This window comes from Pedobacter aquae, from assembly GCF_008195825.1.
In the GTDB taxonomy this organism is placed as follows: domain Bacteria; phylum Bacteroidota; class Bacteroidia; order Sphingobacteriales; family Sphingobacteriaceae; genus Pseudopedobacter; species Pseudopedobacter aquae.
This window is the reverse complement of the sequence record NZ_CP043329.1, coordinates 162,985-176,971: the sequence shown is the minus strand read 5'-3', so window position 1 is coordinate 176,971 and position 13,987 is coordinate 162,985. Positions and strand designations below refer to the sequence as shown.

Sequence of the window (13,987 nt, the reverse complement as noted above, 5' to 3'; positions counted from 1 at the left end):
TATGTTTAGCGTAGATTTCGTTTACAATAACGTTTTGAAATCTCACCAAAAGGGCAGGATAGATATTTTATTAGGTATCTCAACAGATTTAAGAGGTGCAGGTTATAACGTAAACCAATCTAAAATTGCTATTGGCTCCGGTGGCTTGCTAGGGAAAGGTTATTTACAAGGCACTCAAACCAAATTCAACTTTGTGCCAGAGCAAAGTACCGATTTTATTTTTTGTACGGTGGGCGAAGAATGGGGCTTTATAGGCAGCTTTACGGTTATTCTTATCTATCTGGTTTTATTACTCAGGATAGTGGTATTGGCAGAAAGACAGCGTTCTTCTTTTAACAGGATATACGGCTATTCTGTAGCTTGTATTTTATTTTGCCACTTCTTTATCAACATCGCCATGACTATTGGTTTGATGCCTGTTATAGGTATACCCCTACCATTTTTAAGTTACGGAGGCTCTTCTTTAATCAGTTTTACGATACTTCTATTTATCCTACTTAAACTTGATGCTAACCGAATGGGAATTAACTCTTAAACTTCCTGTTTAAAATTTCATATAAACGGTCTACAACTTCCTGTTTTTGCGCCCAGTTATTTTTATCTGCATAGTTTTTCATTAGGAAATTATCAGCAGCTTCAAAATTATCAAACCTGTTTAAAATCTCTATAGCCTCGCTATAAGCTAAATTATAGCCATTAAAAAGCTCTTTTATAAACATCATTTTATCATTCAGAGATATTGATGCTTTTAAATCTGCAACAGGCTTACTATATAAATTAGAACTAGAACTCTCTCTACTGGCAGACAAAACCTCATTTAAAGATTTTGGTTTTTCTGTTTCTGTCGGCGTTATTTTGTCTATAGGAGTTGAAGCTTGGAAAATTTCTATCGGTGCTGTTTGAACAGGCTCTTCTACAATTTCTTCTGGTGTATCATGCTGAATGATAAAAGGCTCAACCTCTTCCTCTTCCATTAGGGTATCCTCCTCCTCTACTACATCAAATGTTTGCGCTTCTGGCGCTGCAATAGGTGCTAAAGCTTGTTGCTTCTCTGCTAAAACACGTTGCTCTTCTTCGGTTAGTACTCTATCAAAAACCTCATCTACAGCCAATTTCTTTTCAAAATCAAAAACCATTTCGGTAGGCTCTGGTTCATCAAAAGAAAATTTGAATACCGGCATAGCAGGCTCTTCGGGTGTATAGGCTTCTTCGGGAACTTCTTCCTCTTGAGCTTCGGGCTCAAATACAAGTTCAACAGGTTTGGAATTTTCTATTACAGGAGCTGGCTCTACTGAAACTGGTTTAGCCGCATTAGCCGTATCTTCTTGCCAAAGTTTAGTATCGTTCAGTTTTTTTAATATTTCTATATGGTCTATCAGGAAATCAGCATTAGCGGTAAATAACTCTAACTCAAGAATATTTATCTTTTGAACCTGACTAAGGTATTGATGTTGTTCATTTAACTCTTGAATAATATTTCCTATTTTCTTTAAAATCTCCTGCTTATTCATCATATTGATTTATATTTCTCGGCTGAACGATGTTGGTAAATACTCGTTCAAAAATAACATTAAAATTCTGATATTCGTTTTTCTGAACGTTTTCAGAAGCAAATAATTATATCATTAAAAACGGTATCTTGAAAAGAAAAAGCGAATTGGGAGGAAGCATAGAAGTTATTTGTGGTTCTATGTTTTCTGGTAAAACAGAAGAGTTAATTAGAAGATTAAGAAGGGCAGAAATTGCAAAACTACAAGTAGAAATTTTTAAGCCTAAAACAGATACCCGATATGATGAAGTTGCTGTTGTATCTCACGATTTAAATTCTATCCCCTCAACTCCGGTTGATCATTCTTCGGCTATTTTATTGTATGGCAGCAATACACAAGTTGTGGGTATTGATGAAGCTCAATTTTTTGACGATGAATTGCCAGATGTTTGCGTAAAACTTGCTAATAAAGGTGTTAGGGTGATTGTAGCCGGTTTAGATATGGATTTTACCGGCAAACCTTTTGGCCCTATGCCCGCTTTAATGGCTATAGCCGAAGAAGTTACCAAAGTACAAGCGGTTTGTGTTAGGTGTGGCGGACCAGCACTTTACAGCTATAGATTGATAGAAAACACCAATAAAGTACTTTTAGGCGAAAAAGAAAGCTACGAACCACGTTGCCGCGTTTGCTACCATACTTCTGAATAATTATCGAGTCACAATAATTTTAACGATTTCCCTACTTTCCCGATAACGGAATTCAACATAGTAGATACCGGTACTTAAATCATCAACCTGGGTAGCTATACGATGCTTACCCGCATTTAAACTTGGGTTATTGTAAATATTCTTTAACCTTCTGCCGCCAATATCAAATAAATCTGCACTTACAGCACCAGCCTCGGGTAAAAAAACATCAAAATTTGTATTACTTCTTGTAGGATTAGGATAATTCTGAGAAACTTTAAACCTAACAATAGGTTCGGGCACTACCAATTGTATGTTTCTAAACTTTTGGGATGCCGCATCAGCAGAAGCAAGAATATCGTTGACGTTATCTCCAGCTATAAATGCAAAGGCTACTTGCACAGAATCGCCAGAGGCAATATTATAAGGTCCTGCCCCAATGGTATACATCACATCTAAGCCATCCAAACTTTCGCCCAACTCGGTTTTAAAAATTCCGCTGCTAAGGGTGGTGAATTTTTCTTCTTTTGTAAAAGAATCATCTTCTAAAATATCTCCAGACAATTGGTAAGACATAGGATAAAACTGAATACCTGCATCTGTGTTTAACACTTTCACAGCCGCATAAGGATTACCCGGATTAAGGGAATAGGTATAAGCTAAAGCTTCATCCTGACGATATTTAACTACGTTTTTATCGCTAGCTTCTATATCCCAATCGCAAAATAAGCCAACATATATCCCATTTAAGGGCACAATACTTTTATTCTTAATGATATAATCTACCAAAACATATTTATCATCAGGAGAGTTAGGATAAGCTATCTGCCTGTTTACCACCTCTACATCTAAAGGACTGTTAGAGCCATAATCATTAAAAGTAGCGAAAGCTTCTAAAGCTTCTGTATTGGTATTATCTTTTATAGGTCTTGATATTTTTAGAAAATCTTCCTCTGCCCTGCCTACTTGTGGTGAACGGGCATTGTTTGAAATTCTGGTAGCGCTATTACCTATCATTAAAGAGGCTTCGTATAACAAGTTTTTATTCTGATAAACAAAGCCCACGCCATTCTCTGCATCGTCTGAACTAAAACCTACCCTTCCATTACTGGTTAGTGTGGTAGCAATTTGATTATGATTGATATTAAGATAATCTAAGTTTACCCTTAAAGAGAAATACTCCTCATCCTGATAACCCACAGCCTGATACTTTAAAGTGAAAGTAATTTCTCTATTTTCTTGGGTTTGTGGCGATAAGAATATTTTAAAAAAACCTAAACGTTTTACTTCTAACTCATTTAAACTATTTAATATTAAGGTAGGCGTAATAACCTCAACATCCGAATTATCAGAATGCAATGTCACGCTTAAGTTATTTACATTTCCTAGAATGCTCTTTAAATCTATAGCCATATTTACCGTATCTCCGGCAGCTAAAATCCCATTAGAATTATCTTGTATAACAATATTTTGCTTCCTTATTGCTACGTATGAGGCATTTTGTAAGGCTTTCAACACATTAAGTCTTCCTTTACCCAATTTATTCTGATAACTAGCATTGCCACTTACCAAATTGATATCATCAGCACTTAATCTTAATATCTCGCCAATGGCTACCCCAGATAAAGTAGGGTATTTTGCAGCAACCAAAGCGGCTGCACTTGATACCAAAGGTGTAGCCATAGATGTCCCTGATTTTGCACTATAAGCATTCCCGTTAATGGTACTAAAAGAATTTTGCCCCGGCGCAGCAATATCCACATCAAAGCCATAGCTAGAGCTAGCTGCCTTAACATCATTAGCATTTACATTTGCAACGGCCAAAACACCTTTGTAAGCTGCCGGATAGTCTAAACCTTCTCTTCCACTATTACCCGCAGCAGCTATCACCAAAGAGCCATTGCTTACTGCAAAGTTTATAATATCTTGCCCAAAAGAGCTAAAGCCAGGGCCTCCCCAAGAGCAATTGATAATTTTAACGCCTTTATTTACAGCATATAAAATAGCTTCGTACCCTCTATAAATTGCGGTAGCATTATCATCAGAGCCGGCTTTTAAAATCATCAGCTTTGCATCTCTGGAAATACTAGCAACACCTTTAGCATTATTGGTTACCGCTGCTGCTATCCCTGCCACATGCATCCCGTGGTCTAAGCTATCCGCTGGAATATCAGGATTATTATCCGCTCTACCGCCAGTAAAAGAAGCACCAACAAAATCCCATCCTCTGTAATTATCTATATAGCCATCTCCATCATCATCAATCCCATTGATAGGGTCGTTGGTGTTAAGGTAAAGGTTTGCAGCTAAATCCTCATGCTCTAAATCTGCCCCAGAATCTATAATGGCAATAATTTGCCCATTAGCAGAACTTTGTAAACCCCATCCCTCAAGGGCTTTTACTTGTAAAAGGTTATTTTGAAATCCTTGTATAAAAATAGGATCGTTAGGTGCATTAGTGGTATGGTAAATATACCTTGGCTCGGCATATTCTACCTCTTCTTGTTCTAATAAAACATTGATAACATCTTCTATAGGTGCAGATGAACGATATTCAAGCTCATAAATTTTATTTACACCAGCTTTATCTAAAGCAAGTTGCTTCTGTAAAGGAAGCTCATAAAGATAATTTACTTTTAAAACAGGCTGGTGCTTTACAAATTGTACCCTTTGCTTGCCTACCATCAGTTTGTTTTCTACAGAACGGCTGGTAGCGGTACTGATATTTTTATATTTAATGATTAAACTATTGGGAATATAATCTTTGGAGCTTACACCTGCAGGAAGTTTAAACTTCCTATTCTTCAACTTGTCATCTGCTAGAGACGTTAAAACGCTCATAAGCAGAAAAAGAACTAGTAATGAAGAACTTCCTTTCATAAAATGGTGTAAAAATGAACGCTAATTTAAGCTTTTTCAAGTAATGTTTAAGTGCAAAAAACGCTTTTTTAACCGTAAAAACATATTTATGTAACAAAAGCATTATATGCTCATGACAATATCATGACAATTACTTCAAGCGTTAGTGTTAATTTTACACCATCGTAATAAACAAAGTATTTATTACATTTTTAGGTTTTCCTATCATAAAAATTAGGTTTATAATTGGTTAGTTTAAGCTCCACTCCTCCCCGGTTTGGGGCTTAACGTTTTTATAGGCTTTTATGAATCACCTACTTGATGACGCTCGCTGAACAATTTCTGTTTTTACTTTAACAGATTTTAGCTCCTCATTTTCCTTATTCTTCATCACTTCGTTAAAATAAAGCTCGGCAATTTGTTGGCCCATTTCATAACTGAATTGATTTACTGATGATAAGGAAGGTGCTATCAATTGGGTAAACATCTCATTGGCAAAACCTATAATGCCAATATCTTTTGGAGATGTTAAGTTTAGCGTTTTTAAGGCTTCTAAAACGCCTAAAGAAACATAATCAGAAGTACATAAAAAAGCATCGGGTTTAACATCAGCCTGAAGCAAACGTAAAGCTTCTTGTAAACCATTTTCTTTAGAAATAATTTCATCTTTAACAAAAGCCTGGTTAAAGGTTAAGCCTAAATCTTTAAGTGCATTTTTATACCCCAGTTTTCTTTCCTGATAAAGATTTAAATGGGCAGGACCACCAAAATACGCTATCTTCTGATAACCTTGTTTAGCTAAATGCGCTACCGCTTGATAAGCTGCTGCTGCATTATCATTCACAACAGTATAGCTCTCTATAGCTGGTGATACCCTATCAAATTGTATAAAATGAATGTGATTATTCTTGATTTCTTCCAGATGCGCTGTAGATTGTGTCTCTAGAGATAAAGAGATTAAAATACAATCTACATTTTGCCTAATTAAGGTTTGTACTGCATTTACTTCTTTTTCTAAAGACTCTTCGGTTTGGCAAATAATTAAACTATGCTCATGCTGCACACAACCTTTTTCTATCCCGGCAATAATATTGGCAAAAAAAGACTCATTTATTTTAGGCACAATAACCCCAATAATACGGGTAAAACCCCGTCTTAAATTAGCAGCATTGGTGTTATGGACATAATTAAGCTCTTTGGCTTTATCTTCCACCATTTTCTTAATCTTACTGCTAATGGCATGCGAATTATTTAACGCCTTAGATACAGACGATGGTGCAATGTTTAATGATTTTGCTAAATCATAAATGGTAATTCTCTTTTCTCTTTTGGCCATGGGAACGATAGCCATAAAACTACATAAAACAGTTTAAAAAAAATGAAAGAATATTTTAGAAATCGATTTCCAATAGGCTATATTTGTTCATAACCTATTATAACCTTCAAAAAAAATGAAATCAAACAACAAACCTTTATTTGCGGTAATTTTAATTACCTCGCTATTCTTTTTATGGGGTTTTGCTTTAAACCTCAATCCTATTCTTATCCCTCACTTAAAAAAAGCTTGTCAGTTAACAGACACACAATCTGCTTTTATAGACTCTGCCTCTTATATCGCTTATTTCCTATTTGCTATCCCGGCAGGTAAATTTATGAAGCGCTTTGGCTATAAAGGCGGTATTATTTTCGGTTTAATGATGTTTGCCATTGGTGCATTCTTATTTTATCCGGCAGCAGAAACACGTTCTTTTGTATTCTTTTTAGCGGCATTATTTATCATTGCTAGCGGCTTAACTTTTCTAGAGACTGCAGCAAACCCTTATATGACGGTTTTGGGCGACCCTGCCACAGGCACACAACGTCTTAATTTTGCGCAATCTTTTAATGGTTTAGCAGCTTTCTTAGCTCCGGCCATAGGCGGGCGTTTCATCCTATCAGGAAAAGAATTTAGTGCCGATACGCAAAGTAGCTTATCTCCTGCCGAAATAGATAGCTTTTTACAGCAGGAAGCAGCATCTGTACAATTACCATTTATGGTGATTGGGATAGTGGTATTGCTGGTCGCTATATTTTTATGGAGAACGCATCTTCCAGAAATAAAAGAAGATGACTCTTTAGAAACTAAGGGTTCTATTTTCAAAGAAAAAAACTTGATCCAAGGCGTTATGGCCCAATTCTTCTATGTTGGAGCACAAGTTTGTATCAGTAGTTTCTTTATACGTTTTTGTGGTTATGTAGTAGGTATTAATGAAGTTTCAGCAGCTTATTATTTATCTGGTGCTTTATTAGGCTTTATGATTGGCAGGTTTGCAGGTACTTTCTTGATGAGGTTTATCACTCCGCCAAAATTACTTGCTGCTTATACCATCATTGTTATTTTACTTTTATTGGTAGCTGTATTTACATCGGGTATGTTTACCATTTACGCACTTACAGCCGTACAATTCTTCCTTTCTATTATGTTCCCTACCATTTTTGCTTTAAGCGTAAGAGGTTTAGGAAGCAAAACAAAAGACGGCTCATCGTTGGTGATTATGTCTATCGTAGGTGGTGCAGTTTTCCCGGTGATTATGGGTGCCGTATCAGACATCAGCAATATACAAATAGCTTATACCATACCAGCAGTTTGCCTATTGATGGTCTTATATTTCGCTATTAAAAACATCAAAATAGAAAACTTAAAACTTACAGCAGCTCATTAATTTTTTATGAATAGTACAAACAGTAGCGAAGGATTTCAAATACCAAAAGTAATTTTTGGCACCAGCAGCTTGGGCAATTTATTTACGGCCTTAGATGATGACACCAAACTAGAAATTGTTAAACAATGCTTTCTACATGCTGATAAGCCTGTGGTATTTGATAGTGCAGGTAAATATGGTGCTGGCTTGGCTTTAGAAGCTTTAGGCGATTGCCTGAAGAAACTAAATGTTAAACCAGAAGAAGTAATCATCAGTAATAAATTAGGTTGGTTACGTACCGAGCTTAAAACCGACGAACCTACTTTTGAGCCTTATGTTTGGAAAAATCTTAAAAACGATGCGGTACAAAAAATAAGCTACCATGGTATTTTAGAATGCTTTGAACAAGGTAACCAGCTATTGGGCAGTTATATCCCGCAAATGCTTTCTGTACATGACCCAGACGAGTATTTAATAGCAGCAAGCTCGGCAGAAGATCGTTCAAAAAGATATCAAAACATTTTGGATGCTTATAAAGCTTTGTTTGACTTAAAAAAACAAGGTAAAGTTAAGGCCATAGGTATAGGTGCTAAAGATTGGAAAATTATTAAAGAGCTTAGCGCTGATTTAGATTTTGATTGGGTGATGATAGCCAACAGCATGACGGTTTACAGTCACCCCAAAGAATTACTAGATTTCATGACTGTTTTAAGCCAAAAAGGAGTAATCATCATCAATTCTGCCGTGTTTAATGCTGGTTTTTTAACTGGTGGAGATTTTTACAACTACGTTCCTGTAAGCAGAGATAACCCCCAGCATCAAGAGTTATTCAAGTGGAGAGACCAGTTTTATAAAATATGTGCCGACTTTGATGTTAAACCTGCAAGTGCTTGTGTGCAGTTTGGTTTATCGGCCCCTGGTGTAAAAAGTATAGCGCTTAATACCAGCAATCCTAAGCGTGTTGAAGGTAATATAGCCATGGCAAATGATTACATTTGCGACGCTTTTTGGCAAAAACTTGAAGAAGAAAATTTAATTACTTTAAAACCTAGTTTAAGCATTTCTTAAGGATATGAAAATAGATGCACATCAACATTTCTGGGTGTACGACCCTATAAAATACGATTGGATTTCGGATGACATGTCGGTCATCAGGCAAAACCATTTACCTGAAGATTTACATCCCATCTTAAAAGAAAATGGTTTAGATGCTTGTATTACGGTACAATCTCATCAATCAGAAGAAGAAAATGATTTTCAGCTTGCTAACGCTTCCAAAAATGATTTCATTAAAGGCGTAGTAGGTTGGGTTGATTTACAAGCTGACAATATAGAAGAACGCTTGGCTTATTACCAGCAGTTTCCTATCATGAAGGGCTTCCGCCATGTTTTACAAGGCGAGCAAGATAGAGCGCTGATGTTGAAAAAGGAGTTTATGAATGGTATTTCTAAACTTCAGCAATTTGGCTTTACTTATGATATCCTCATTTTTGAAGACCAAATTGATTTCTCCAGCACTTTGGTTGAAACTTTCCCTAACCAAGCTTTCGTACTAGACCATATCGCTAAACCGGATATTAAACATCAAAAAATTACAGATTGGGAAAAAGCCATTAAAAAACTTGCTCAGCATGAAAATGTATCCTGTAAAGTTTCGGGTATGGTTACAGAAGCCGATTGGAAAAATTGGAAACAAGCGGATTTTGAACCTTATCTGGATGTTGTTTTTAATGCTTTTGGTACAGATAGGTTGATGTATGGTAGCGATTGGCCGGTTTGCAGAGTTGCCGCAGATTATAAACAGGTTTTAGAGATTTTTAAAACTTATATCCAATCTTTATCCAGCACAGAACAAGACAAGGTGATGGGCGAAAACGCTGCTAAATTTTATAATATATAACAAAGATTATTCATGAAAGTATTAGAATGCCAGGAGCCGGGGAAATTTGCATACAGAACAGCCGCAGAACCTGTTTTAGAAAAAGGACAAGCCATCATTAAAATAAAAAGAATAGGCATTTGTGGTACAGATCTTCATGCTTTTGAAGGCACACAACCTTTTTTTAGCTACCCAAGAATATTAGGTCATGAATTAGCTGGCGAACTTATAGCTGTAGACGGTGCCCCTGATTTTAAAGTTGGAGAATCGGTAAGTTTTATCCCTTATTTTAACTGTGGCAAATGTGTGGCTTGTAGAAATCAGAAGCCTAACTGCTGTGCCGCAATACAAGTTTTTGGTGTTCATATTGATGGTGGCATGGCAGAATATGTATCGGTTCCATCTTATGCTTTATTACATGGCCATCAATTAGGTTTTGATGCTTTGGCTTTGGTAGAACCCTTAGCTATTGGCGCCCATGGCGTAAGAAGAGCACAAGTTACACCCGGCGAATTTGTTTTGGTTATTGGCGCAGGCCCCATTGGCTTAGGCACTATGGAATTTGCCCGTATTGCCGGAGCAAAAGTAATTGCTTTAGATATTAATGAAAACCGACTTTCTTTCTGTAAAGAGCGTTTAAAAGTTGATTATACCATTAATGCTTTGCAGGCAGATGTTACTGAAGAACTCAAAAGAATTACCAATGGCGATATGCCAACTGTAGTGATTGACGCTACCGGAAATTTAAAAGCCATCAACAACGCTTTCCAATACATGGCACATGGAGCAAGATTTGTTTTGATAGGTTTACAAAAAGGCGATATCAGCTTTAGTCACCCAGAGTTTCATAAAAGAGAAGCTACCTTAATGAGCAGTAGAAATGCTACCCGTGAGGATTTTGAGCATGTGATAAAAGCTATGGAAAATAAAGAAGTAGACCCTACCACTTATATCACACATCGTGTAAAGTTTGACGAGGTTAAAGATCAGTTTCATACTTGGCTAAATCCAGAAAATGGCGTTATTAAAGCTGTGGTGGATTTGGATTAAAGTGGAAGGTTTTAAGTTGGAGGTGGAAGGTTTTAAGTGGAAAGTTTTAAGTTGAACGTGGAAATTGGAGAGTTTAAAGTGGAAGGTGGAAAGTAGAGGGTTGGAGGTGGAAAGCGATGAGTAGAAACACCGCTAATATAAAAGAAGCGAACTTTACAGAAAAAAAGTTCGCTTCTTTTGTTAGAAAGCCTGATAACTGGCAAGCATAAATGATTTTCTGGCAACCCGAAACCGGCAACTGATAACCGACAACTGTCAACTCATAACTGGCAACCGGCAACTGACAACTGACAACCGATCCTTACATCGGCTTAACTTCTACCCTTCTATTTTTCGCTCTTCCATCTTCTGTATCATTTGATACTAAAGGAGAAGACTCGCCAAAACCTTTGGTAATTAAATTGCTTGATTTAATTCCGTTGTTTACTAAATAAGCTTTAACAGCATTAGCTCTGTCAACAGAAAGCATCATATTTCTTTGTTCTGTACCTTCCGCAGAAGAATGCCCGTTTAATTGAAATTTAGCTTCTGGCTTAGTTTTCATCATTCTTGCAATCTCATCTAAAGCTACATAAGAAGAAGTTTTTAGAACTGATGAGTTAAACTCAAACTGAATATTTTTGTAATTAAACACTTGCGCTACTGCTTCAGGGCAACCTTTAGATGCTGCTGTTCCTTTCTCTTCAGGACATTCGTCTTTATCATCAGGAATACCATCATTATCTGTGTCTTTTACTACAGGCGCTGGTGCCGGAGCTGGTGCAGGTGCTGCAGCTACAGGTTCTGGCGCTGGTGGTGCTACCACTTTTTTAGATTTACAAGAGCTGTAAAAAATTGTAATGGCTAATAATGCCATCATAGTCATTCTTATATTCATTGTTTTTTAGCGTTAATGGTTTCGAAATTAATAAATAAACCCCAAGATATAAAGCTTTTTAAGATAACTTATGTTCATCACCAATATTCAGACCAATGGCTTTTAAAAGTAAAGAAGCATTAAAAGTTTCGCACTTTCCAAGTTTTATCTGATAATCAAAATACATTTCACTCCCTTGTAATTGTATATCGAAATGAAAGTTTCGCAATTGCTGTGGATATTCTTGTTCTAAATCAGCAATTTGTAAATCATGCGTAGCAATAAAGCCTGGTGTAGCTTGCGCTATCAGTTTCTTGATAAATACTTTGGTACCCAGGTATTTATCTTTGCTATTGGTTCCACGCAGCATTTCATCTATCAATACAAAAGCCTGTTTTTCTTGCTGTGTATAATCTAAAATCATTTTTAACCTATCTATTTCGGCCTTAAAAGTTGAAGTTTGATTTTGCAAGGAATCTTTTATCCGCATATAGCTTACCAATTTAAAAATGGAAGTTTTGAAACTTGAAGCACAAACTTTTGAACCTGCAAAAGCTAAAACCATATTTACCCCTACTGTTCTTAAAAATGTTGATTTCCCTGCCATATTAGAGCCTGTAATCACATCTGTGGTAGCTTGTGTAGCTAAAGAAAAGTGGTTATTTACTCGCTCTTTTGCAGGAATGAGCGGATGCCCCAAAGCTCTGGCATTAAAAGTAAAATCCTGTTCTAATTGCGGATAAACCCATTCTGGATGGTTATAATCTAAATTTGATAAGCTTAATAAAGCTTCTACTTGTGCCATCAGCTCAAAGCCTGCTACAATACTATGTTGGTGTTGCTGATGCCAATCTTTAAGCATCAAAAGCGTACGTAAATCCCATTGAAAAAAAAGATTAAGGAAAGAACCCACCAGCATATTTAAACGATAGTTTAACCTTACTACCAATTTTCTAAGACTATTTATTTTTTCGCTTAGCGGTATTTCTGGCTTTATATCTTGAAGTAAATTATTGATCAAGTTGTTTTCCCAATACTTATCTTCTATCCATTTCACATTTTGGGCATAGGCATCTAAAGCATTTGCGGCTTTCTCTACCTGAAGATGTACTACATCTATCTTATTTTTAAAGAAAGAGTAGAAAAGTCCGTTTCCTAATAAAAGCAAACCTAAAACACTCCACCAAGCACCCCCTAAAAATATCGCGACAGCTAAAGCTGATAGATTGATAAAAGGTAAAACCCGAACCACATTTTTTAGTCTTTGCTGATTTAAGAACTGCAACAGAGCGCCTAAATCTTTTGCTATAAAAAGGCCTAAAGTGGTTAAAAGATTTGGTTCTAATAAAAACAAACGTGTCCTAAACGCTAGTCCTTCTTTTTGCACAGACTTTAACTCTTGTACAGCCGCATGGCGCTCTTTAATAGCTGCTAATGTTGCTGGCGCTTTTAGCCAGGCGGCCAAGGTTTTGGTAGCCTCATGAGAAGCACACCTATTGAGGTAATGATATAAAGATTGAGGACCAAAAATATCTAAATCATCGGTATAAGGATGTTGAGCATCTATAAAATCAGTACCATCATCATAGCAATTTATACCCCCTGCCAATACCGCTAGCTCATTTTCTAAAAGTCTTAATTTAGTTTCTTGAAAGCGGAGCAAATCCACCTTCTTTTGTTGTATTTTAACCAATATCAAGAAGCCTAATAAAAGAAATACAGCAATAAAAGCTACAGCAGTGAGGCCAACATTAAAAAAGAGTTTAATAAGCAATATAGCCAATAGAAACAAGCCTAAACGAGCAAAGGAATACTTATTGATTAACTTTTTAAGTGCTTTATTTTGCGCTTTAAAGTCCGAAATTTGCGATTGATAATCTTGTAGAATATCAGTTGAAGACATGATAAAAAATTTGAAGCAAGATATTAAAACATTTTACCATATTAAACCCTTCAAATACAGAAAGGCAATCATTGTCTTAAATGAATGATTAAACGATGAAAATTACACTCTTAACCGTTGGTAAAACCGAAGATAAATACATCTTAGAAGGGATAGAAAAATACCTCAAGAGATTAAAGCATTATATCAAATTTGAAATCATTGAAATCCCCGAATTAAAAAAAACAAAGAGTTTAAGTGAAGACCAACAAAAGAACAAAGAGGCCGAAATTATTTTTAAGCAATTGAACCATACAGACCATGTGGTGTTATTAGACGAAAGAGGAAAAGAATTAAGCTCTATGCATTTTGCCGATTTTATGAATAAGAAAATGATTGGCAGTGTACAACAATTGGTTTTTATTGTAGGCGGCCCTTATGGTTTTGATGCCAGTTTACATCAAAGAGCGCAAGATAAATTATCACTCTCTAAGATGACTTTTTCGCATCAAATGGTAAGGCTTTTCTTTGTTGAACAAGTTTATAGGGCTTTCACCATCCTTAAAGGAGAGCCTTATCATCACGAATAAAAAATAAATATTAT

12 protein-coding genes are annotated in these 13,987 nt (G+C 36.2%); 7 read left to right on the top strand and 5 right to left on the bottom strand.

The window, feature by feature from the left end; genetic code table 11:
* Position 1 precedes the first annotated feature (1 nt).
* Positions 2–535: a rod shape-determining protein RodA gene (gene rodA, locus FYC62_RS17910; protein ID WP_317131503.1), complete on the top strand. Its 534-nt coding sequence runs from the start codon at positions 2–4 to the stop codon at positions 533–535.
* Here rodA and FYC62_RS00880 read toward each other — a convergent pair.
* The gene (locus FYC62_RS00880) at positions 525–1,514 is read right to left on the bottom strand and encodes a hypothetical protein (protein WP_149073584.1); all 990 of its coding nucleotides are present in this window, start codon (positions 1,512–1,514) and stop codon (positions 525–527) included. The two genes, rodA and FYC62_RS00880, sit on opposite strands and share 11 nt — an antisense overlap.
* Positions 1,515–1,639: 125 nt before the next feature.
* On the opposite strand from FYC62_RS00880, the gene FYC62_RS00875 reads away from it, so the two are divergent.
* Entirely contained in the window at positions 1,640–2,197 is a 558-nt protein-coding gene (locus FYC62_RS00875) for a thymidine kinase (protein ID WP_081987604.1), read from the top strand.
* Here FYC62_RS00875 and FYC62_RS00870 read toward each other — a convergent pair whose 3' ends face one another.
* Positions 2,198–5,017 (bottom strand): S8 family peptidase, encoded by a 2,820-nt coding sequence (locus tag FYC62_RS00870; protein ID WP_168199344.1) that lies wholly within the window; start codon positions 5,015–5,017, stop codon positions 2,198–2,200. It abuts the gene before it with no gap.
* 328 nt (positions 5,018–5,345) lie between these two features.
* Positions 5,346–6,371 (bottom strand): LacI family DNA-binding transcriptional regulator, encoded by a 1,026-nt coding sequence (locus FYC62_RS00865; RefSeq protein WP_149073582.1) that lies wholly within the window; start codon positions 6,369–6,371, stop codon positions 5,346–5,348.
* 115 nt (positions 6,372–6,486) lie between these two features.
* On the opposite strand from FYC62_RS00865, the gene fucP reads away from it, so the two are divergent.
* The 4 genes from fucP to FYC62_RS00845 are packed head-to-tail and all read left to right on the top strand — an operon-like array spanning position 6,487 to position 10,645.
* Complete coding sequence (gene fucP / locus FYC62_RS00860) at positions 6,487–7,737, top strand: L-fucose:H+ symporter permease (protein WP_149073581.1); 1,251 nt, start codon at positions 6,487–6,489, stop codon at positions 7,735–7,737.
* Positions 7,738–7,743: 6 nt separating this feature from the next.
* On the top strand, positions 7,744–8,784 hold the full coding sequence (locus tag FYC62_RS00855; RefSeq protein ID WP_149073580.1) for an aldo/keto reductase: 1,041 nt from the start codon (positions 7,744–7,746) through the stop codon (positions 8,782–8,784).
* A 4-nt stretch (positions 8,785–8,788) separates the two neighbouring features.
* Entirely contained in the window at positions 8,789–9,616 is an 828-nt protein-coding gene (locus tag FYC62_RS00850) for an amidohydrolase family protein (protein WP_149073579.1), read from the top strand.
* A 12-nt stretch (positions 9,617–9,628) separates the two neighbouring features.
* Positions 9,629–10,645: a zinc-binding alcohol dehydrogenase family protein gene (locus FYC62_RS00845; protein ID WP_149073578.1), complete on the top strand. Its 1,017-nt coding sequence runs from the start codon at positions 9,629–9,631 to the stop codon at positions 10,643–10,645.
* Positions 10,646–10,946: 301 nt separating this feature from the next.
* Here FYC62_RS00845 and FYC62_RS00840 read toward each other — a convergent pair whose 3' ends face one another.
* Entirely contained in the window at positions 10,947–11,504 is a 558-nt protein-coding gene (locus tag FYC62_RS00840) for an OmpA family protein (RefSeq protein WP_237612898.1), read from the bottom strand.
* A 76-nt stretch (positions 11,505–11,580) separates the two neighbouring features.
* Positions 11,581–13,404 carry a MutS-related protein gene (locus tag FYC62_RS00835; protein ID WP_149073577.1) on the bottom strand — a complete coding sequence of 608 codons (1,824 nt, stop codon included), beginning with the start codon at positions 13,402–13,404 and terminating at the stop codon, positions 11,581–11,583.
* Between the two features lie 95 nt (positions 13,405–13,499).
* Here FYC62_RS00835 and rlmH point away from each other — a divergent pair, with 95 nt between their 5' ends.
* Positions 13,500–13,973, top strand: a complete 474-nt coding sequence (rlmH, locus tag FYC62_RS00830; RefSeq protein WP_149073576.1) for a 23S rRNA (pseudouridine(1915)-N(3))-methyltransferase RlmH — start codon at positions 13,500–13,502, stop codon at positions 13,971–13,973.
* Positions 13,974–13,987 lie beyond the last annotated feature (14 nt).